General features: G+C 58.0%; 18 protein-coding genes and 2 pseudogenes. 11 read left to right on the forward strand and 9 right to left on the reverse strand.

The annotated features are described in order from the left end of the window. Positions 1 to 401: 401 nt before the first annotated feature. From nrfD to WW58_RS06030, 6 genes are all read left to right on the forward strand, one after another. Entirely contained in the window at positions 402 to 1739 is a 1338-nt protein-coding gene (nrfD, locus tag WW58_RS06005) for an NrfD/PsrC family molybdoenzyme membrane anchor subunit (protein ID WP_046436345.1), read from the forward strand. After that, positions 1736 to 2296, forward strand: coding sequence for a quinol:electron acceptor oxidoreductase subunit ActD (locus WW58_RS06010; RefSeq protein ID WP_046436206.1), 561 nt, complete (start codon positions 1736 to 1738; stop codon positions 2294 to 2296). Before nrfD ends, WW58_RS06010 begins: the two co-directional genes overlap by 4 nt. Then, positions 2293 to 2955: a c-type cytochrome gene (locus WW58_RS06015; RefSeq protein ID WP_046436207.1), complete on the forward strand. Its 663-nt coding sequence runs from the start codon at positions 2293 to 2295 to the stop codon at positions 2953 to 2955. The genes WW58_RS06010 and WW58_RS06015 overlap by 4 nt, the downstream gene beginning before the upstream one ends. Beyond that, complete coding sequence (locus WW58_RS06020; RefSeq protein WP_022198268.1) at positions 2952 to 4184, forward strand: hypothetical protein; 1233 nt, start codon at positions 2952 to 2954, stop codon at positions 4182 to 4184. Before WW58_RS06015 ends, WW58_RS06020 begins: the two co-directional genes overlap by 4 nt. Further along, positions 4181 to 6508, forward strand: a complete 2328-nt coding sequence (locus WW58_RS13155; protein ID WP_183164000.1) for a c-type cytochrome — start codon at positions 4181 to 4183, stop codon at positions 6506 to 6508. The genes WW58_RS06020 and WW58_RS13155 overlap by 4 nt, the downstream gene beginning before the upstream one ends. Before the next feature lie 204 nt (positions 6509 to 6712). Beyond that, positions 6713 to 7108 carry a hypothetical protein gene (locus tag WW58_RS06030; protein ID WP_022196893.1) on the forward strand — a complete coding sequence of 132 codons (396 nt, stop codon included), beginning with the start codon at positions 6713 to 6715 and terminating at the stop codon, positions 7106 to 7108. A 32-nt stretch (positions 7109 to 7140) separates the two neighbouring features. On the opposite strand, the pseudogene WW58_RS06035 reads toward WW58_RS06030, so the two are convergent. Continuing rightward, a pseudogene (locus tag WW58_RS06035) lies at positions 7141 to 7401 on the reverse strand (VOC family protein); the annotation flags it as partial. Positions 7402 to 7553: 152 nt separating this feature from the next. On the opposite strand from WW58_RS06035, the gene WW58_RS13160 reads away from it, so the two are divergent. After that, a complete protein-coding gene (locus WW58_RS13160; RefSeq protein ID WP_022196891.1) occupies positions 7554 to 8675 on the forward strand; it encodes an acyltransferase in 1122 nt (373 codons plus the stop codon). Between the two features lie 83 nt (positions 8676 to 8758). Here WW58_RS13160 and icd read toward each other — a convergent pair whose 3' ends face one another. The 3 genes from icd to WW58_RS06055 all read right to left on the reverse strand — a co-directional run bounded on the left by icd (position 8759) and on the right by WW58_RS06055 (position 11136). Next, the gene (gene icd / locus WW58_RS06045) at positions 8759 to 10006 is read right to left on the reverse strand and encodes an NADP-dependent isocitrate dehydrogenase (protein WP_022196890.1); all 1248 of its coding nucleotides are present in this window, start codon (positions 10004 to 10006) and stop codon (positions 8759 to 8761) included. Between the two features lie 126 nt (positions 10007 to 10132). Further along, positions 10133 to 10825: a DUF4230 domain-containing protein gene (locus tag WW58_RS06050; protein WP_022196889.1), complete on the reverse strand. Its 693-nt coding sequence runs from the start codon at positions 10823 to 10825 to the stop codon at positions 10133 to 10135. Between the two features lie 23 nt (positions 10826 to 10848). Continuing rightward, complete coding sequence (locus WW58_RS06055; RefSeq protein ID WP_046436211.1) at positions 10849 to 11136, reverse strand: YkvA family protein; 288 nt, start codon at positions 11134 to 11136, stop codon at positions 10849 to 10851. A 539-nt stretch (positions 11137 to 11675) separates the two neighbouring features. On the opposite strand from WW58_RS06055, the gene WW58_RS06065 reads away from it, so the two are divergent. Together WW58_RS06065 and tmk are read left to right on the forward strand one after the other, a co-directional pair. Continuing rightward, positions 11676 to 13046, forward strand: coding sequence for an MBL fold metallo-hydrolase (locus tag WW58_RS06065; protein ID WP_046436215.1), 1371 nt, complete (start codon positions 11676 to 11678; stop codon positions 13044 to 13046). Beyond that, positions 13043 to 13663 (forward strand): dTMP kinase, encoded by a 621-nt coding sequence (gene tmk / locus WW58_RS06070; RefSeq protein ID WP_022196887.1) that lies wholly within the window; start codon positions 13043 to 13045, stop codon positions 13661 to 13663. The genes WW58_RS06065 and tmk overlap by 4 nt, the downstream gene beginning before the upstream one ends. Positions 13664 to 13726: 63 nt before the next feature. On the opposite strand, the gene queC is transcribed toward tmk, so the two are convergent. The 4 genes from queC to WW58_RS06090 form a co-directional block, all read right to left on the reverse strand. After that, positions 13727 to 14398: a 7-cyano-7-deazaguanine synthase QueC gene (queC, locus tag WW58_RS06075; protein WP_012420913.1), complete on the reverse strand. Its 672-nt coding sequence runs from the start codon at positions 14396 to 14398 to the stop codon at positions 13727 to 13729. Between the two features lie 8 nt (positions 14399 to 14406). After that, on the reverse strand, positions 14407 to 14817 hold the full coding sequence (gene queF / locus WW58_RS06080; protein WP_022196886.1) for a preQ(1) synthase: 411 nt from the start codon (positions 14815 to 14817) through the stop codon (positions 14407 to 14409). Positions 14818 to 14842: 25 nt separating this feature from the next. Next, positions 14843 to 17278 (reverse strand): mechanosensitive ion channel family protein, encoded by a 2436-nt coding sequence (locus WW58_RS06085; protein ID WP_046436216.1) that lies wholly within the window; start codon positions 17276 to 17278, stop codon positions 14843 to 14845. Between the two features lie 220 nt (positions 17279 to 17498). Then, complete coding sequence (locus WW58_RS06090; RefSeq protein WP_046436349.1) at positions 17499 to 18800, reverse strand: glutamate--tRNA ligase; 1302 nt, start codon at positions 18798 to 18800, stop codon at positions 17499 to 17501. A 151-nt stretch (positions 18801 to 18951) separates the two neighbouring features. Here WW58_RS06090 and tatC point away from each other — a divergent pair, with 151 nt between their 5' ends. Together tatC and WW58_RS06100 are read left to right on the forward strand one after the other, a co-directional pair. Then, positions 18952 to 20100, forward strand: a complete 1149-nt coding sequence (gene tatC / locus WW58_RS13165; protein WP_022196971.1) for a twin-arginine translocase subunit TatC — start codon at positions 18952 to 18954, stop codon at positions 20098 to 20100. Between the two features lie 24 nt (positions 20101 to 20124). Then, complete coding sequence (locus WW58_RS06100; RefSeq protein WP_046436218.1) at positions 20125 to 20961, forward strand: undecaprenyl-diphosphate phosphatase; 837 nt, start codon at positions 20125 to 20127, stop codon at positions 20959 to 20961. A gap of 189 nt (positions 20962 to 21150) precedes the next feature. Here the strand turns inward: WW58_RS06100 and WW58_RS13170 are convergent. Continuing rightward, positions 21151 to 21538: pseudogene (locus WW58_RS13170) on the reverse strand (hypothetical protein); the annotation flags it as partial.

Here is a 21538-nt window from a genome sequence, read left to right on the forward strand (position 1 = left end):
AGGCCGCGGGAAGGGTGCTTGATCAGGGCTCCGGAAGTCAGCGTTTTTATGTCCATGCGCAATTCATGTTAAAATGCCGCCGCCGGGAATTCCAGCTATTTGAATGTTTGTGAAGTGCGGAAGAAACGGGAATGACGGTTCAGTGGGCGCCTCCGTTTTTCCAGAATGTCCCATGGATGGCATGGACCTGAAAAAGGGCATTCCCCTTCGTCCCTGACGCTTTTTCCTCCTCCGTTGAAAAAGCAGGGGATGACGGCCTTTCCCTGCCCGGAGCCTGTAACGGAGAGGAACTCCGCCCCTGTCTCCTAGAGCCGTGCGCCATGTCACGTGCGTTCCCCTTTTGAATTGACGGGGAAAAGCACTCAAGTAAGCTCTAAAGAGCTTCCGACCCTATGCAGATAATGAACAGACCAGCACCATCAGTCCCCACCGCCGATATTCCGGTAGAGGCCATGCTGGCAGAGGTGCGGAAGCCGCTGGGACCCGTTTGGTGGAGCGTGTTTCTCGCCAGCGCATTGCTGGCGGCGTGGGGCATAGGGTGGAGTTCCTGGCGTATTGCCGCAGAGGGTGTGGGCGTGCTGGGGGTGAATAATAATGTGGTGTGGGGGCTGGACATCGTGCATTTTGTTTTCTGGATAGGCCTGGGGCATGCGGGCACCCTGATTTCCGCCGTCCTGCTGCTGACGCGCCAGTCATGGAGAAGCCCGATTGCGCGCGGAGCGGAACAGATGACCCTGTGCGCGGTTATCTGCGCCGCCGTTTTCCCTGTGGTGCACGTAGGGCGTGTCTGGATGGCGTGGATGGCTTCCCCGTTGCCGGAAGTGAGCGGAATTTGGCCGGACATGGCCTCTCCTTTGATGTGGGATGTCATGGCAGTCAGCACCTATTTTCTTCTTTCCCTGTTGTACTGGTATATCGGCCTGGTGCCGGATTTCGCGTTGCTGAGGGATTGCTGCAAGGGGCGTCTGAGGCGCCGGTACGGGTGGCTGGCACTGGGCTGGCAGGGGACGGGGCGCCAGTGGCGCGCCTATGAAAAGGCCAGCCTTCTTTTTGCGGTTATTCTGACTCCTCTCGTGGTATCCGTTCATTCCGTGGTGAGTTTCGATTTTTCCGTGACTCAGGTGCCGGGGTGGCACCAGAGCATTTTCCCGCCCTATTTCGTAGGGGGGGCCATCCTCAGCGGCATGGCGATGGTTCAGCTGATTCTGCTGGGGGTGAGGCGTCTGATGGCCGGCAGCGGCGTTCGCCGGGCCGTTACTCCGGCCATTCTGGATTTAAGTTCCCGGTTTGTGCTGGCCCTGAGTCTGGTGATGGGAGCCATGTATTTGTGGGAGCATCTGGCAGCCATTCTGAATGGAGGCTCTCCGGAGCCGTTTCCGGGCAGAAATCCTGTGAATGCCGTGTTCCTCATCGTCATGGTTGCCGGGAATGTGGCGCTGCCCCAGTTGTTCTGGTTCCGCTCTCTGCGAACCAACCGCTGGGTGATCGCCGCCGTGGCTCTGGGAGTGCTTGCGGGCATGTGGATGGAACGTTTCTGGATTGTCGTGAATTCCCTGAAGGCATCCCTGCTGGCTGCCAACATCGGAGATTATTTCCCCAGCGTGACGGATTTGGCCATGATGGCCGGGAGCGTGGGGCTGTTTATGGCCCTGTACATGGCGCTGGTGCGTGTGGCTCCATTCTTCTCCCTGTGCGACGTGCGGGAACAGCAATCCCTGAACAAGGAGGGCGGGGCATGAAAAAGCCCGTCATTTCCGGCTGGGTGCTTTCCTTCGGTTCGGAGAAGGCGCTCCTTCAGGCCGTCCGCGTGCTGGTGAAGGAGGAAAATCTGCGCTGGGAGGTTTGCGCACCTTATCCCTGCGCCGCTGTTCGTCTTGCCAACAGGCACGCCGGGAAGGCCGTGGGAGCAGGCGTCCGGCTGTGGGCCGCAGCGGGCGGCGTCTGCGGGTTTCTGGCCGTGGCTCTGTGGCTTTACTGGACGCAGTTCTGTGCGGATCCCCTTGTGACCCAGGGCAGGGTCCAGGGCTGGGACAGCTGGCCCGCATATGTCCCTCCCCTGTTTGAAGGAACTTTGCTGGGGGCCGGATTGCTGACCGCCGCCGGTTTCCTGAAGGGGGCTCTTCTCCCGCAGTGGCACGACTGGGCGTTCGAGTGTGATTTTTTCAGGACGGATGAGCACGGGAACGGTTACTTCATTCTGCTGGAAGGCGGGAGCGAAGGCCATGCCGCCGTTTTGGCTGAAGCCCTGCATCCGGATGCCCGCGAGTACGTTCATGGGAAAGGAGGCCGGGCATGAGAGGAGGCATCACGGCGGTAGCAGCCCTTGTTCTCCTGGGAGCGCTCTGGTTCCTGGCAGGGGACGACGATGGAAGAAATGCCGTTCCCCGTTTGTTTGACAATATGAATGATCGTCCTCTGGCGGATGCCCAGCAGGTGGGGATTTCTTCCGCCGCCCCGGATCGGAAAGCGCGCCTGACGCCTCCCCGCTCCGTGGCGCAGTCCCTGGGCATGAACGGAACGGTCCGAAAACGGGAGGATGACCGGGACTCCTTTGCTGCGGAAGGTTCCTATTTTTCCTCCGGCCGCATGCAGGGCGGAGAGGAGGATTCCATGCCTCTGGAACTGGGCGGCATCTCCCGCAGCCGCGACGTGCTGGCGGAGGGGCGCGCGCTTTATCTGGCGCATTGCGCCGTTTGCCACGGAGAGGACGGAAGCGGACGCGGAAGCATGGCCGTTTATGAAACCTATCCGCAAATAGGCTCTTTCCGGGATGAAAAGTATGCTTCCTATTCTTCCGGAAAAATGTTCAGGAGCATTCGGTTGGGGCAGGGAAACATGCCCGCTTTCGGAAACATTCTCACGGCGCGGGGAATCTGGTGTCTGGTGGCGTTTATCCGTCATTTGCAAGCGCCGCCGGAAGAACCTGCCGTTCAACAGAAGGAACAACATTCATGAACAGCAATACATCTTCAACAGGCGGGGAACGCCAGGACCGTCCGGGATTCGGCTGGGCCGGGCGTTCCGTTGCCCTTTCCCTGTGGATCATTTCCGTTCTATTATGGTGCGTGCTGATGCGCCAGTCCTTTACGGCCATGCCCTGGGACGACATGACGGTAGCCGGAGAAAGGCTGCAGGAATTGAGAAGGCCGTTCGCCGCTGCCGGAATGGCCGTAGGAGTCCTTGGCTCCAGCCTCTGTCTGGGGTGCCTGTTCTGGCTCTGCCTGTCTTCACTGACGGGTTCCGGCTGGGGCATTGCGCTGAGAAGGGTGCTGGCGGCGGGTTGCTGGGGGTTTTTACCCGGTGTTTTGGTATTGGCCGGAACGGTCGGCTGCCTGACTACCGTGATTTTTCCGGAAGCAGCCCGCTATTGGGGAGTGGCGGATGTTGCCTCTCCCGGCGTCCAGCCCTTCGGCGTTCTGGATTTGGCTGACTTCTCATGGTGGAACCCGGCATGGCTGTACGTGCGCGTGGGGAGTATTGCGGTGCTTTCCTGGAGCATGACCCAGGTATGGGAAACGCTGGTTGCGGAAAAAAATGTCTGGCAGCCTTCCTTCCGCCGGGGCTCTGCCGCCTTCTGCATGGTTGTGACGGTGATGATGCTGGGCCTGCTGGGGATGGACATGCTGGGAGGGACGGGAAAGGTCGTTCTTTCCATGTTCCCCGTATACATGATTGCATATGTTCTGCTGGTGTCCCTGGCATTCGCTGTGTTGTCTGCCGTGTTCCTGAGGCGGCTGGACGGAGGGAAGGAGCTGCCTTGGCCCCGCCTGGGCGGCATGCTGACGGCCATGGTTCTGGTGAAAGCCTATATTGTGTATTCTCAGTACATGATTACCTGGTACGCCTCCATTCCGGCTGAAATGTCCTTTTATAACGCAGCCGCTTCCTCCGGCTGGTCCGGAATGTTTGCCGCGGCTCTTGTTCTTCAGCTTCTGCTGCCTTTCCTTATTTTGCTGTTCCCCGCGTTGAGACGCCGGCTGGTCGCTTTGGGCGCTGTATGCGCCGGGGTGCTGTTTGGCTCCCTGCTGGAAGCATGCTGGATGTTTGGCCCCGGCTTTGGGCTGGACCCGTCTGCATGGAAGGCATGGCTTCCGCTTGTCCTGCTCTTGGGAGGGATGGCCCTGATCTGCTGTTTTTCCTTTCTGGGGGCACTGAGCGTCCGCAGGGTATTTCCCGAATCATGATGAACCGTACCGCCGCCGTTTTTTTTCTGTTTTTCCGCCGTCCGGGCGAGTATCTCCCCCTGTTCTGGCTGGCAGGGGCTTTCGTGCTGGGTTTCCTGTGGTCGCTGGCGTACGCTTCCGGTCTGGTGGCGGAGGAGCCTTTGCCGTGGCCGGCCGGCCGCCTCATGTTCGCATTCTACGGCATGCTGGTGTACGGCTGGGCCCTCCCCATCCTGTTTTCCTTTGCGGCGGGAAGCAGGAGCCGGTGGATGAAACCCGCAGAATGGCTCTGGCATACCTGCGTTGCGCTGGGGTTGGCGACTATTGCCGCGGGGAATGGGAGCGGCGTGCTCCTGATGCCTTTTGACTGGTGGGTTTGCCCGGTTTTTGCCTTCCTTGCCGCAGGGGCGGCGTGCGTCGCATGGTTCCGTCCGTTTCCGTGGCCTGTACGGCTGTTGTTCAGTTCCTCCGCCGGGTGTGTGGCTGCGGCCCTTTGGGCGTTGGGATATACGCAGGCATTGTCCATGAATGGCCTGCTGGATGTTTCCGCCCTGGGAGGAAGCCTGTCCTGCGGGCTGATGTTTGCCGCCCTGGGAGCGGCGGCGCTCCGCCTGGATATGGCGCAGGGGAGGGCAGCCGGAATTCTGTCCGTCTGGATGGCCCTGGTGCTGGCAGCGGCTCCGGTGATTGGCGGGCTGGGGGGGCTTCAGGGGTTTCCCGTGTCGTGGATGTTGGTGGAGGCCGGTACCGCCTGGTTTTGGTGCGCCGTTCTTCCCGCCGTCCTGGCGGTGGCGCGTTTTTGGATAAAATCCGGTACGAAGACCGGAATATGGGTGAAGACCGGAGTTTCCCTGCTTGCCTTGCTGGCGGCATGGAACGTGTTTGTTGTGGGTGCGCCTGAGCTGATGCAGTTTTCCCTGTCTGCATGGCATGAACCGGAATTATGGATTCTGCTGGGGGCCGGAGTTTTGATGATGGCAGGGGGGAAGGCCCCCGGACATTTCCCTGTGGCATGGCGGCTGTTGGGCGCAGGCGTCTGCGGCGTGCTTCTGGCGTATGCCGTGGGCGTGCTTGCCGCCCTGGATGTCCAGGCTTTTCCTGAGGCCCGTCGCGCGGAGCTGATGAGCGGCTGGGTGGGCATGGCTGCCTGCATCCACGCCGTTGCCATGGCTTTTTGCCTGGCGGGCAGCCTCTGCCTGTGGCGGCCAGCGGGAGCGGAAGACGGAGGCCGGGAGCCTTCCCCTCCGTTTTTGCGGCGTTTCTTCTTCATTTCAGCCGTAGCGGCGGCTTTGGCGCTGGCGACGGCTGCGGCCGTTGTTCTGCATGCTCCGCCTCCGGATTCCATGGAGGTCAGGAGACCCGTTCATGATGCGGAAGGTTCCGGTATTTATGCCGCGGAGGGGTGTGCCCTGTGCCATACCCAGATTATCCGGCGTTCCCTGTCCGGAAAGGACTGGCAGACGGCGATTGACCGCGGCACGGATCCTGATTTCCCCTACCGGGTCAGTGAACCGGAAGACATGGATGCCGAATTCAACAGGGAAGGAGCGCCGCAGGCGGGGGTGGCGGCCATAGGCCCGGACCTGAGCAATGCGGCGGAATACGCCGCCGGGAGGCTGGAATATGAAGACGCCGTATCCGGCGGCACGCGCCGCGCCGCGCAGGTGCGGGAATGGCTGGCCTTGCATCTTTACAACCCGCGGGAAATGCAGTTCAACAAACCCTGGACCATGTGTCCGGCCATGCCCGGACTATTTGAGGAACGCCCGGTGGAAGGGAACGCCCCCTCCACGGCTGCCCTGCCTGTCCGGATGGAACGGGGCCGGGAGCTGGTGCCTTCCCCGCGCGGGGAGCGCCTGTTGAACTACCTGGAGTCCCTGCGGAGGGTGGAACCCTCCCTGAAGCGCGACCAAATCCATTCCTTCCCGGCCCTGTCCCACATTCACCCGGATTATGCCGCGCATCCTCCCGCCGTGGACATGGAACGCCTGAAGAAGGCCCGCGCCGCCGCCGTGATGGAAAAGGGCAGGGGCGTGTACCTTTCCAAATGCGCCATCTGCCACGGCAACGACGGCATGGGGGACAAGGTGACCTATCCGCCCCTGGCCGGATCCGAATGGCTGAAGGAAAAGCCTGATGCGGAAATCGTCAGGATCATCCTCCAGGGACTGACCGGACCCATCACGGTGAATGGAAAGGAATGGGATTCCACCATGCTGCCGCCCGGCGTCACGGATTCCCGCGACCTGGCGAACCTGCTCACATTCCTGCGCCGCCAGTTCGGCGGGGTGGAGAAGGCGGCCTATACGCCGGAGCAGGTGGACGCCATCCGCCGGGATCTGTGACGGGAGGGCCCCCGATTACAACGTTTCATGCTCCTTGCCCCGGGAACGGAAATGGCTGCAAATGCCATTCTATGAATTTAGATGATACGTCCGCCCTTTCTACGGACAGAAACGTTGTAATCGGAACAAATGCCAGTGCCGCCAATGGCACGGACAATGTTGTGATAGGTTACCTCTTCCACCAGAGACGACCGGGGTACCGTTGTGGGTTCCACGTTCGTGGGCACCAACTCCGCCGGAACCGCCCTGGGGGATCATATTAAAGTAGGGAATTCCTGCGTTTCCGTAGGTTCCTGGTCCAATACGGACCACTGTCACATGGGGATTGCCCTGGGTTATCAGAGTAATACGTCCAATGAATCGGAGAAGCTCCATACGGCCACGGCCTATTCCTTCTGCGCGGGCATGGGTTCCCGGATCGAGGGGGACCTTCTGCATAGGCATCGGCAGGGGGGGTATGTGGAAGACGGCTGCGGGCACAGCATCGTGCTTGGCGGCTATTCCAGGTCGGAAGTACTCAGCGACATTGTGATTTCCGGCGGCCACGCGACGGCCACCCGGTGTGGTTCGTCAGTCCGGGCGTCACCAGCGGGGAGATGATGCTGGCCAGACAAGCCCTTTTAGATTTCCACAACTTCCTCTTTCGTGATGGCATTGTAGGCCAGTGTTATCCCTCCGAAGCCGGAACCGGGGGCCGGAGGATTGCCCGGGTCAATGTCCTTTGCCAGCAAATCCAGCGGGTATAATTCCAGTTTGGTGCCGGGGGTGCAGAAAAATACCACGTCGGGATTGTCCCCGGTCTCGTCCGTTTTAAAACCAAGCTTGTCCCGGTAAAATTGCAGGGACTTTTTCATGTCTATGACTCCAAGGCAGATGCCGGTTACTCTGTTCATGTTCTTCTTCATGGAATTGGCGAATAGCCTGTTTTTCTGTTTAATGTTTTGCGCAGCCTCCGCCAGGAAAATGTGTTTTTCCCGGTTTTGTTAACGTCTGGTTTTATGGTGAAAGAAACGGAGCCGTCCGCAGGTAGTTAAGGAACCCTTTCATGAATCTTCCTTCCTCCCGCATTCCCTGGCTGGACAACATCCGTGTTTTTGCCTGTATTCTCGTTATTGCCAGCCACATCGTGGGGCAGTTTTTTGTGTCGCCTCCTTTCACTCCGGACAATGAAACCTTTGCCTGGTCCTCCTTTTATACGGTGCTGGTGCGGGTCTCCATCCCCCTGTTTTTCATGATTTCCGGCGCCCTCCTGCTGCCCGTTCGGGATACGACGGGGCAATTCCTGAAAAAACGCTTCACCCGCGTCCTGTTCCCCTTCCTGCTGTGGTCTGCGTTTTACACTGTTTTTCCGTGGAGCTATGAAACGCTCACGGGGGACAGTTTTCACTCCGTCTTCCCCCTCTCACGGGTCACGCCGGACCTGGAAACCATGGGAACGAACCTGCTGCTGATTCCACTGAAATTCAGCGTGGGCATTCATCTCTGGTACCTCTACGTGCTGATGGGCCTTTACCTCTTCCTGCCAGTCATATCCCCCTGGGTGGAGAAAGCGGGAAAGGCGGCCTTTGCCTACTTCCTGCTACTGTGGGCGCTCACCCTCTTGTTCCCTTATCTCCAGACCATTTTCCCCAGCTATCTGGGAAAATGCCCCTGGAATGAATACGGGGCCCTGCATTCCTTCTCCGGGTACCTGGGCTACATGGTGCTCGGCTGCTTTCTGAGGAAATACCCTGGGAATGCCTCCTTCGCCCGCACGGCCTGCTGGGCCGTTCCGTGTCTGGCCGCGGCCTTTTGGTTTACCCTCCATTTCTACCGGACGTCCACGGCTCAGGCCTGGTCCTCAAGCGGCGACTACATCGGCTTCGCCAGCATTAATGTGGCCCTCATGTCCGTGACCTTATTCGTTCTCTTCCAGTCATTTACCGCATTCAGAGCCGGGTCCGCGCCGCGGCGGTTCCTGGCTGATTTCTCCAGCATGAGTTTCGGCATCTACCTGGTCCACTTTGTGCTGGTGGGAGCCGTTTACCGCCTCTTTGGCATGCTCCATCTGTTGTTCCTTCCGGCTTCTCTTTCCATTCCGCTGCTGACTGCGGCGACGTGCCTGGCAGCCTGGGGAATCATCAAGCTGCTCTCCTTCCTCCCCGGCAGCAGGTACCTGATCGGATAAATTCCGGCATGGAGACAAAAAACTGCCCTCCGCACCGTGTGGCGGGAGGGCAGTCCGGATGGAAAAAGCGGGAAAAACAGGGATCAGCTCAGGGTTTCCACCAGTTTGTCGCCGTAAGCGGAGCAGGTAATTTCCGTGGAACCGGGAATCATTTCCGCAAGGTCGAACGTAACCGTTTTTTCGGAAATCACCCGGTCAATGGCCTGAATCAGCAGATCGGCGGCTTCCGTCCAGCCCATGTAGCGCAACATCATCTCCGCAGACAGGATGACGGAGCTGGGGTTGGCCTTGTTCAGTCCGGCCAGTTTCGGCCCGGTGCCGTGCGTAGCTTCAAAAATGGAATGCCCCGTCAGGTAGTTGATGTTGCCTCCGGGGGCGATTCCGATGCCGCCGACCTGCGCCGCCAGGGCGTCGGAGATGTAATCCCCGTTCAGATTCAGCGTGGCTACCACGTCGAAGTTTTCCGGATGGAGCAGAATTTCCTGAAGGAAGGCGTCTGCAATGCAATCCTTGATAACGATACCGTTGGGAAGTTTCAGCCAAGGGCCGTCCCCTATGGGGAGGGCGCCGTATTCCCGCCGTGCGACATCGTATCCCCAGTCACGGAAGCCGCCTTCCGTGAATTTCATGATGTTGCCCTTATGCACCAGCGTGACGCTTTTCCTTCCGTTTTTCACGGCATAGTCAATGGCGGCGCGCACCAGGCGCTCCGTGCCTTCACGGGAAACGGGCTTGATGCCGAAGCCGGAGCTTTCCGGGAAACGCACCTTTTTCATGCGGTCCGGGAAAATGCGGCTCATGGTATCAAAAAACAGCTTGGCATCCTCCGTGCCTTCCTTGAATTCGATTCCGGCGTAGATGTCTTCCGTGTTTTCGCGGAAAACGACCATGTTCACTTTTTCCGGAGCTTTGACGGGAGTTTCAATGCCGTTGAAATAGCGCACGGGACGCAGGCAGACAAACAGATCCAGATCCTGCCGCAGCGTGACGTTCAGGCTGCGGATGCCTCCGCCCACCGGAGTGGTGAGGGGGCCTTTGATGCCGATGAGGTACGTGCGGAAAGCTTCCACCGTTTCATTCGGAAGCCAGGTGCCCAGATTATCAAAAGATTTCTGCCCGGCAAAAACTTCATACCATGCGATGGAACGCCTGCCCTGATAAGCCTTGGCTACGGCTGCGTCAATGACACGGGAGGCCGCCGCCCATATCTCAGGACCGGTTCCATCACCGATGATGAAAGGAATGACGGGCCTGTCCGGAACGCAAAGCCTGCCGTTCTGCATGGTGACGGCTGCACCGTCCGCGGGAGGGGTGAATGTTAAATTGGCCATGACGTGCGTTCCTTTATAGGACGCAGCCCGGTTTGGCAAGATAAAAGAGCGGAATGAGGAACTGTGCTTCTGGAGCTTTGCCGGCTCCTGAAGCAACCGGCCTTGAAAATGTTTTCCTCTTGTACCTCAGAACCAGCGGTCCTTCCCGGAAGGTTCTTCCGGCTGCCCGGCTTCTTCCCGGAGGCGTTTGAGGAAATTTTCTTCAGCCTGGTGTTTCAAGCCGCTCTCCATGATATGCTTCCGGGCGTTTTCGTTCAGCTGGTTGACGGCAATGGCGGCATCTTCGGAAGTCAGCCTGTTCCAGATGCCGGCGTCATCCTTCACGATTCGCAGGGACCCCTCCACCATCTCACAGGAAATCAGCTTGCCATGAAGGCCCTCTGCCGTAATGGGGCCTTTGTTTCCTGCGGGAATGATAATCCGAAGAGGTTCGGGCCCTTCCAGATTGATGCCCCCGTGGGCGCGGTAGGCCGCTTTCAGAATCAGCGTTTTCCTGCTCCACCACCAGGTGGTGGAGTAACGGTATTCATATTCAAAAGTCCGTTCCACTGTTACCAGGTTGGCCACTTTTTCATCCTTCTGCACAATCAGGGCCACGCCGCCGTGGTTGGAGGAAAAACCCTTATTGATCAGGGTGAGGCCCGCTTCCCTGCCGGCTTCAATCAGTTTTTCCGCTACAGCCATCGGCTTTTCCGCCGGGGCGGTGATGCAGGTGCGCACGCCCCAGAACAATACGGCCAGCACACCTATCAGAACGGCTCCCCTGGCCAGCGCGACAACGGCGGGGGAATGGAAAAAGGTGGGGGAGGATCCGCTCATGAGATGTTGTGCGTGGCGGAAATTCAGGGTTCCGGGTCTTCATGGGAGCCATGTTCCCTGATAGGGGGCATGAACAGGGCCAGGAAGGTGAAGGCGATGACGGTCAGGTCATCTATCTGTCCTACTCCCGGAATGAAATCCGGAATCAGGTCAATGGGGGAAAAGGCATAAAGAGCCGTCAGAGTCAGAAGGACAAGCTTGCGTCTGGTGAACAGGCGCGGTTCTCCTTCCCGGCTGCGGAAGTAATTGATGGCCCTGACCAGAAGCTGCTGCCTGGAGCCGTTGGGCGGAATGGGAATCTTGTTTTTCATGGAGCTGCAGGGGTGAATTTACCGTCAATGGAAAGGAAACTCTTTTTTATATGGACCGGAAGCAGACCCGGAGGCGGGATAACGGGCCCCTTCGTCCTGCCTTGTTCCGGCAACGGCACGGGAAGGGATTTTTTTGAAGCCGTTTTCTGTAGGCGTCTTTTCATCAGGAAAGCTCTTTCCTTATTGTCTCATGCACTCCCGGCCGCGTCCAGAGCAATTCCCGGCTTCTTCCGGGAATGAGCTTCCTTGCGTTTGAGAGAGCATAACGTTTACGGCGGTTGCGCCGTGCATGTATTTCTTTTTCCTGGCATTATCATCGGCAAGGGAAGAGGGCAAGTGCCGGAAAGCGCGGAAGGAACCGGAATATTTGTTCTGTCCCTGCCGTTTTCCGAGCCTGTTTTCCCCCAGCCGCAAAAACGTTCCGCAGGGTAAAGGAGGGCTTCTTCCCCATTGGCCTGCGTTCCCTTCCCGGCAGGGGGCCTCTTGGGCTTGCGGCATTGACACGGCGGGAGGCACGGGGTACTCTCCTGCGGCATATAATGATCAGTTTTACCAATATCAGCGGGGCCGAGGAAATTGGGGCCAATTGCTATTTGCTTGAGATGGACGGCACCAGGATTGTGCTTGACAGCGGGATGCACCCCAAGAAGGAGGGGAAGGCGGCCATGCCGGATTTTGATTCCCTGGAACCCAATTCCGTGGAAGCCGTTTTTTTAAGCCATTCCCACCTGGACCATCTGGGAACGCTGCCTGTGCTTCAGGAGAAACAGCCAGCGGCGGAGGTGTTCATGACGCCCGCCGCGGCAGCCCTGTCTGAAGTGATGCTGCATAATTCCGTGAATGTGATGAGCGCCAAGAGGCTGGACCTGGGCATTGTGGAGTATCCTTTTTTCACCCATAATGATCTGGACAGATTGAGCGACGCCTGGCATGCCAAGTCCTGCAATGAAGTGTTCCGCGTGGGCTTCCGTCAGAACGTGCTGGCCACGTTTTATGATGCCGGGCACATCCTGGGGTCTGCCGGCGTGATGCTGGAGGGCGAGAGCGGCCATACCGTATTTTACACGGGGGACGTGCAGTTTGAAGACCAGAGCATGATTCCCGGGGCTGATTTTCCGGAATCCGGCGTAGATACGCTGGTTATGGAGTGCACGCGCGGCGGTTTCCAGCGCAGCGCCCACTATTCCCGGCCGGAAGAGATGGTGAGGTTCGGGAAAGCGATTGCGGAGACGCTGGAACGCGGCGGCGCCGTACTGATTCCGGTATTCGCCATCGGCAAGAGCCAGGAGATGCTGTTCAACATTCACCGTTTCAAGCAGCAGGGGGTGATTCCCTCCAATACTCCCGTGTACTTCGGCGGGCTGAGCGCGAAAGTTTCCCTGTTGTACGACCGTTTTGCCGGGTTGACGCGCAGGCATGACCATGAATTCAAGCTGAAGGAGGAGATTCAGACCGTGCCCCTTCCGCGCAAGGGAAAAGCTCCGCTGGTGTGTTCCCCGGGGAATATTTATGTGGTGTCCAGCGGCATGATGACGGAAAATACGCTTTCCAACGTCATGGCGGAGCAGGTTCTTCCCCAAGAGAAGAATGCTATTTTGTTCGTAGGATATGCGGATCCCGATTCTCCGGCGGGACTGCTGAAGGCAACTCCTGAAGGGGAACTGGTGAAAATGAGGCCCAACGGGCAGCCGGTGCGCCGCAAGTGCACCGTGGACTGTTTTGATTTTTCCGGGCATGCCACCCGGGACTCCCTGGTTAATTATGCCGTGAAGCTGAACCCCAGGCAGGTGGTTCTGGTGCACGGGGACCCGGATGCCATGGAGTGGATGCACCACACGCTATCCGCCAAAATGCCTGATTCCACCATCGTCGTTCCTGAGCCGGGACGCCGCTACACTTTCGAGCCATGAGTTTTACCGGAGAAAGAAAGGGGAGGCTGATCGTCTTTGAAGGCATTGACGGCACGGGCAAGTCCACCCACATCGGCCACTTGCGGAAGTATTTGGAGGGGAAGGGGCTGGAAGTGGTGCAGAGTTTTGAGCCCACACGCGGACGGTGGGGCCGGATGCTCCGGGACTCCGCCGTGACCGGACGCCTTTCCGTAGAGGAGGAAGTAGCCCTGTTCCTGAAAGACAGGAGGGAACATGTGAAGATGCTGATTGCTCCCGCATTGGCGCGGGGGGCATGGGTTCTGCTGGATCGCTACTATCTTTCCATGATGGCTTACCAGGGCGCGCGCGGCATAGATCCGGAGGTTATCCGTGCCGCCAATGAAGAATTTGCCCCGGTGCCGGATGCCGTGGTCTGGCTGGACATTCCCGTTTCCGTGGCGCTGGAACGCATTGGGAACCGCGGGGAACGCGACGCTTTTGAGACGGAAGCGGGCCTGGCGGCCTGCCGCAGCGTGTTTGCATCCGTCCATGCTCCCTGGATGCTCCGCATAGACGCGGACGCCGGGAAGGAAGAGGTGGCGGCAAGAGTGCGGAAGGCTCTTTCCATGCGTTTCCCCGATGTCATTGGGGCATAGGCATCTCCTTTCGGCCATAGGCCGGGGATTTTTCCTTAGCGTTTCATTCCTGGCATTTGGATGCTATTCCGCAGGCGCATAAGCCGTTGGATCCGGAATTCCGGCTTCCCTGAAGGCTTCCCGGCGTTCCATGCAGGTGGAACAGACGCCGCAGTGGACGGCTCCGCCCTTGTAGCAGGAATAGGTGCGGGAAAAGTCCACGCCCAAATCCTGGCCCATGGCGGCGATGCCGCCCTTGGACATGTGGATGAAAGGGCGCAGGATGCCCAGGCCGGCATAGGTTCCCAGGCGAATGGCTTCCGTCATGGCGGCCATGAATTCCTCCCGGCAGTCCGGATAGATGCTATGGTCCCCGGAATGGGCCGCAATGACGAGCTGCTGCGCCCCGCAGCTTTCCGCAACCCCGGCGGCGATTGACAGGAAGATGCCGTTGCGGAAGGGGACGACGGTCTGCTTCATCAGTTCTTCATCATAGGAACCGTCCGGAATATCGTCCGCGCCGGAGAGGAGGGCTGATTTCAAATGGGAGGAGATGGAGGAAATGTCAATCACGCGGTGTTCTATGCCCAGACTGGCGGCCTGCCAGGCAGCGCATTTCAGCTCTCGTTCCGCGTGGTTGGAGGCATAGTCAAAGCTGAGGGCCACCCGGACGCGGTGGTTCCGGTGGGCCCAGTGCAGGGCTACGCTGGAGTCCAATCCCCCGCTGAGCAGTACGGCTGTTTCCATTTTGTCCATGGTCTGGATTACAGGGGGCGGTTTTCCGGATTGTGTTCGGCTGTTGCGGTCAGCTGGATGCCGCCGCGGGGGGAGAAGCGGCCTTCCACCTTCAGCCACCGCGGGGAAATGGCGGCCACCAGATCATCCGTGATGCGGTTGACGATTTGTTCATTAAAAGCCGGATAGTTGCGGTAGGAGGCCAGGTAGTATTTGAGAGATTTGGTTTCCACGCACTTTTCCGCCGGAACGTAGGTGATCGTCAGGTGACAGGAATCCGGTTGACCGGTAACGGGGCAGAGGGAGGAAAATTCATGGGTGTCCAGCGTGATGGTGTAGGGACGCGTGCCGCGGTTGGGGAAGGATTCCAGCCTGGCGTCGTCGGGATTGGTAAAGAAGGAGCTTTGAGAGCCTAATAGAGTCAGATGGTCGTCGGACATGGTTGTTGTATATGGTAATGGATGTTCAGGTCCCCTGGACGGGGGCTCCGCCGGGGAATTCTTTCACGTACAGGTCCTGTTGAGGGAATGGGATGGAAATGCCGTGTTCATTGAACGCATTATAGATGTGTTCCCGCACGGAGGAAAGGCTGGAGGACTTTGTCATGACGGGAACCCAGACCCATACGCCCAGATTGACGGCACTGTCTCCGAAACTGTCCAGCACCACGCTGGTTTTCTTGACTTTGGAAAGGAATGGCAGGGTTGCCAGCGTTTCCAGAATGATTTTGCGCGCCCTTTCCACGTCCGTCCCGTAGGAAATGCCCACTTCCACCTTCACGCATTCGAATTTGTGGTTGCGGGTCATGTTGCGGAAGTTCTTGTTGAAAAGCTGGGAGTTCTGGAAGGCGATGATAGAGCCGTCCAGCGTCTCGATCATGGTGGAGCGGTAGCCCAGGGAGGAGACGCGGCCCCGGTAGCCGTCGCATTCAATCATGTCGCCCTGGCGCAGGCGACCCAGCATTAGGGAGAGGCCGCTGATGATGTTTTCAATGGTATCTTTCAGGGCGAAGCCGATGCCCATGCTCAAGCCTCCCATGACCATCAGCAGCCCGTTGTAGTTGGCGTTCATGATGATAAGCGCCGTAAAAACGAAGAGCCCCCAGAGAAAAAGGGTGGAGAGTGTCACGAAGGTGGGGATGGTGCCTACTTCATAATCTTCTCCATAGATTTCATGCAGCGTATTTTTCCCCAAGAATATCAAGTAGTTGAGAACAATGGCCATCAGGATGACCGTGATGACGCTGCTCCAGCTGAAAGTGAGCAGATCCTTGATTTCCGTGGTTGCGAAAATTTTATTAATGATGAGGTCCCCCATGTCGAAGGTGGCGGCGGGCCAGATGATGCTGAACAGGATGAGGAAAATGGTCAGGCAGGGAAGCAGCAGCTTGGAGATGAAGGGGCGGAACCACAGGATGGCCCTCTTGTTCCGTTCCTTCCGGCGGTTTTCATAATGGTGGAGCAGATCCCACAGCCCCACCAGCAGCAGGATGCTGGTCATCAGCATGATCCAGGTCATCAGCACCAGGAAGGCCATGAAGCTGAATCCAGTCCAGCACAGGACGCTGCCCAGGATGGTGAATACCAGAGATACGGTGGAGAAAAAACGGTCCAGCCGGGGCAGCTTGTGCCTCTGCCGCACCCAGGTCAGCAGGGAGAAGAGGGAAACCAGCGTGAACAGGATGGGCATGGAAATGTCCACGATGATGTTGGGGGCCATGAACATGCGCAGAAGCATGAAGAATCCGCCCAGAAGTAGATAGGGCATGTAGATGCGGATGCCGGAGTTAATGGTGCCATACGGAAGGCGCGTGACCAGGGAGAACAGGATGGCGCTGACCAGAAGAAGGAATTCCGCGCCCAGGGAGGCCGCGCTCTCCAGCAGGTAGTTCGGCGTGCGCAGTGAGGCAATGACGAGGATCAGAGCCACGATAAGAATGGTGGTGACGTTGGCGAAAGCATGGCGTTTGTTGTAATGCCCCGTCTTTTTCAATGTATTTCGGAATCCCAGGAAGATGATGAGGCGGGAGAGGCAGTAGGAGCACAGGATGATTCCCAGCAGGATAAGTCCGTAATGCTTGAGCGTTTCCGGGTCTGATGGAAGCTGGAGCTTGCTGTCCGCGGATGTTTCCCATACGCTCATGCATATTTCATACGTTTTGAGCGGCTTGAGAAAGATATACCTGGCCGCATGGGAGGGGGTGTAGAATATCCTGTTGAACAGGGAGGTGAACATTTGGGCGCTTTCATAGTTCAGCGCGTCTATCTTCCTGTCCAGATTATTGAAAAGTTCCTTAAGGTAAATAAACTGCTCCTTTTCTCCCTGAAGGGATTTTTCCAGCTCCTGGCAGGCATACAGAGCTTCGTCCCTCTGCACCAGGGATGGTTCCGACAGGTTGGCCGTGTTGACTTCCTCCAGGGATTCCGCCAGTTTTTCTATGCGTTCTATTTCCTTGCTCAGCCGTTCCTCCTGTTCCTGGAAGTCCGGTTTTTGGGCGTAATACATTTCCACCAGCCTGGTGGCGGCCTTGCAGTAAAAAGCCAGCGTAAAGATTTTTTGATCGTCCAAGGCGTAAAGCACGGCGGACATTTCATATACCCTAGTGTCAAAATAATTGTAGGTGGCGTCCGCATTCTTTACCAGCACTTCCCGGACGGCCATCCTTTTTTCCTCATTCTTTTTCAGGATGGTGATTTCATGGCACAGGGCCATGATAACCGCATCCATTTCCGATTGGTTCGGCTGCGTCTGAGGCTGTTCCTGCTTGGCTTCCTCCGCCTGTTCCGGGGCGGCGGAAGGCGGTTCCGCCTGCTGTGCGGACGCAGAACCTGCGGCCAGAACCCCCGCCAGAAAAAAGGCGGCGCAGCGGCGGAAAAAGATCCGGTAATCAGGGATGCTCATGAATGGTCCCTGTTCTAGGGGCTGCGGGCATTACGGTCAAGGTTATATATTTTTCCTGCTGACGGAGGGGGAGATTCTCAGGAAAAGCCCGTTTTCTTCAAAGCAGGACGTAGGAAAGGGCAGGGCATTTTCCGTGAATTCGGAAAATGCCCTTTCGTAAACAGGAAACGCTCCGGAAATCTTCCGGAGCGTTTGAAGAGAAAGCTGATTCCGGCGGGAATCAGTCCAGGGAAAAGGAACGGATTCTCCTTACGGTTTCCTCCCGGCCCAGCAGGGAAAAGACGGAGGAAAGATCCGGGCCGCCGCTTAACCCGGTGAGGGCCACCCGGGCAGGGAACATCACGGCCCCCATTTTTACGCCGTTTTCCTTGGCAAAGGCTTTCAGCACGCCAATGAGTTCATGACCATCCCATTCCGGTTCCTGTTCCAGCCTGTCCGCCAGTTTGAAAAGCAGTTCCAGGGCTTCCGGCTGAACCTTGGAGACGGCTTCCGAATCCATGCACAGTTCAAAAAAGAAACGGATTTTATCCGGGACTTCCGCCAGGGTCTGCACCTTCGTTTGCACGGTGGCGATGGCGGCGTCCAGAATCGGGGAATCAGGCAGGCCGGCTTTCAAACAGAAAGGGCGTGCCCGGAGGGCGAATTCTTCCGCAGGCAGGGCGATGATGTGCTGCTGGTTGACCCAGCGGCATTTGGTGATATCGAATTTGGCGGCGGAGTGGTTAACGGCTTCCAGAGAGAAGCGTTCGATCAGCTCCTGAGGGGAGAAAATTTCCGTATCGTCCTTGGGGGACCAGCCCAGCAGGGCCAGAAAGTTCATGACGCCTTCCGGCAGAAAGCCTTCTTCCGGGTAGGTTCCCAGGGCGGCGCCCACGTCACGCTTGGACATTTTGGAGCCGTCCTGATTCAAAATCAGCGGCATGTGGGCGAAAACAGGGGGAGTGACGCCGAAGGCCTCAAACAGCTGGATGTGCTTGGGCGTGTTCATGATGTGGTCTTCCCCGCGAATGACGTGGGTCATCTTCATCTCAATATCGTCTACCACGTTGACAAAGTGGAAGATGTAGGAACCGTCCGCGCGGCGGATAGCCATGTCCGGGGTGTTGGAGGCGTCCCGGTAGTCAATGGTGATGTCTCCGCAAATCAGGTCATGGAAGGTGACGGGTTTGGAGCGGTCAAAGCGGAAACGCCAGGCTCCTTCATCCTCGTACACGCGGCCGGCGTCCTGGAGCTTCTTGAAATAGGCGTCGTAAATATCGTTGCGCTGGCTTTGAAAATAGGGGCCGCAATCGCCGCCTTTCATGGGCCCCTCATCCCAGTCCAGCCCCAGCCATTCCATGCCGGTGAAGATTGCGCGGGTAGCCTCCTCCGTATTGCGGGCGTTGTCCGTGTCTTCAATGCGGAGGATGAAGGTCCCCCCCATCTTGCGGGCGAACAGCCAGTTGAACAGGGCGGTGCGGGCGCCCCCGATGTGAAGGTAGCCTGTGGGGGAAGGTGCGAATCTTGTTCTGACGTGACTCATGATGGGTAAGAGAGTAAGGGCCTCTCTTCCCGCGTCAAGCAGATACAGGGGGTGCATGCCAAAAAACGGGGATGCGGAGGCAGTGGATTTTTTAGGACGTTGTCGGCCTTGCGGCTTGCGTGGAGAAGGCTTTTAGGCTTCATTTAACGCCGTGTTCTTTTTAAAACACATATTCCGTCTGCGGGAGAAGTGGCAGATTAAAAGGGAAGATGAGGAAAAGCCCTTTCTGGAGCATCTGGACGACCTGCGGACCATGCTGCTGAGGATGGCCCTGTGCCTGACCGTCAGCACAATTCTGTGCGCCGGGTTTGCGTCCAATCTGATGGACATCCTGAGGCGTCCCGTCAACCAGGTGTGGGATATGTTTGAAGAATCCCATCTTCCGGCAGGTATTGGTCTGGATGCCTGGGGCAAGGCCAAGGAAATGGCAACGGCCATGACGAGCCTGGGAGCTTCCCAGCGGGCATTGTTTCTCCGCCAGGTTTCCCCATCCCAGGCAGATTTGACGGAGGCTGCCCTGGTGCTTCGCGGCGCGCAGCCGCTGCCGGAGGACAGGAAGCAGATTTTCATCAGGGAAGGCAGCCCCTCCACGGCCGTGAGGGATCTGGCGGAATCCCTGTATTCCAAAGGAGCCGTGCTGGCAGACGGAACGGGGCGGGGGGCCCTCAAGATGATGAGCGCGTTCCAGCCCGGGGAGGCGTTTATGCTGACCATCAAGCTTTCCCTGTATGCTGGAGTGGTCATTTCCTTCCCGCTTCTGTTGTACTTCCTGCTGCAATTCATCATTCCGGGGCTGCTGGAACATGAACGCAAGCTGCTGTACAAGTGCATGGCTGTCGGTTTTGGTCTCTTCCTGGCCGGAACGCTGTTCTGTTACTTCATCGTCCTCCCGCGGGTATTGACGTTTTTTTACACCTATTCCCTGGAATTCGGCATCTCCAATGAATGGCGCATCGGCTACTACCTGTCCTTCGCCACGCAGATGATTTTAATGTTCGGACTGGCTTTTGAATTGCCTGTGGTAGTGATGCCCTTCGTCAAACTGGGGGTGTTGACCTATGACATGATGAAGTCCACGAGACGCTATGCCATTGTGGCTATCGCCGTCCTGGCTGCGGTCATCACCCCTACGCCGGATGTAGCTACCATGATGCTGATGGCCGTTCCCATGTATGCGCTGTATGAAATATGCATCATTCTGGCCTGGATGCATGAACGCAAGGAAGCCGCGCGCGCCCGGGAGGAAATAGCCCGGTTTGAAGAAGATTTCAACAACAACAATTCTCCCTACAACCAGTAAATACATCCAACCCACGCCAATATCATGAACCTTCTGGAAATTATTATCCTGGGCATTGTAGAGGGCCTGACCGAATATTTGCCGGTCAGCTCCACGGGCCACCTGCTCCTGACGGAATCCCTGCTGAACATGTCCCAGAGCAAGGAAGCTCTGGATGCCCTGGCCGTCTGCATCCAGGGGGGAGCCATCCTGGCGGTTCTGAGCCTGTATTTTCCGAGGGTAAAGGCCATGGCGCAGGGCGTGCGCGGCAATAACCCCGCCGGGCTGAAACTGCTGGTCAACCTCATTCTGGCCTTCCTTCCCGCCGCCGTGGTGGGCCTGTGCTGCGCTTCACTGATTAAGGAATATCTGTTCAACACATATACGGTGGCTTATTCATGGATCGTAGGGGGAGGCGTTATTCTGGCGTATTGCGCCTGGCGCACCAGGGAGGGGCGTTCCAATGAAGGGGACTCCGGCGCCTCCATTGAAAGCCTGACGCCGGGCAAAGCGCTGACGGTGGGTGCGCTCCAGTGCGTGGCCATGATCCCCGGCACCAGCCGGAGCCTGATGACCATGCTGGGAGGCATGTTCGTGGGGTTGAGCGTGGAAGCGGCCGTGGAGTTCAGCTTTTTGCTGGGATTGATTACCCTGGGCGCGGCCACGGTCCATGATGCGTATAAGGACGGAGCTCTGATGCTGGAATCCTTCGGGTGGGAAGCCCTTGCCGTGGGGACGGCGGTCAGCTGGCTTTCCGCATGGCTGGCTGTAAAATGGATGGTATCCTATCTGCAAAGGCACAGTTTTTCCGTATTCGGATGGTACCGCATCGCCATTGGTATCGTGACGCTGGTTCTCCTGTCCATGGGGCTGGTGCATTGAAAAACGGATTCCGGCATTCAAGCACCGGAAAACGTTTTTTTCCGGCAAGGCGGTTCTCTCCCGCAGCGGGAAGCGGGTTTTGAACAATCCCGGAGAAGGTTGGCCGCTGCCTGGACAAAGCCATGACACAGGGCCGTTTTGCATCCCCGGAACAAAACAGCCCTGCGATGAATAGCGTTTCAGGAAAACTTATCTCCTGTGCGTTCCGTGGGAATTCCCGGGATTGGAGGGTTTCGGTGAAGGAGATGAATGAGGGGAGGACGGCCTGCTGGGTGCGCTGGCGGAATGGGGCGGGGAAGAAGGCCGGGAAACGGGAGAGGGCCTGCCGGGACGGTTGATGCCGGAGTGGCCTGGATTGGGGGAGGAAGGCCTTGAAGACGGCAGGGTGGAAGGGCGGCTGGGACGTCCGAAATCCGGTCTGGAGGGACGATTGCCTTCCGGGCGGTTGATGACGGGGCGATTCGTGCCGCCGGGACGGGAAAGATTATTGGCGGAAGGGCGAGAAGGCCGTCCGGGCTGGTTGATTCCCGGATGATGTACTGGCGGTCGCTGTAAATTGCCGGGTTTTCCAAAGTCC

Origin of the sequence: Akkermansia sp. UNK.MGS-1 (genome assembly GCF_000980515.1) — a bacterium.
Taxonomy (GTDB): Bacteria; Verrucomicrobiota; Verrucomicrobiia; order Verrucomicrobiales; family Akkermansiaceae; genus Akkermansia; species Akkermansia muciniphila.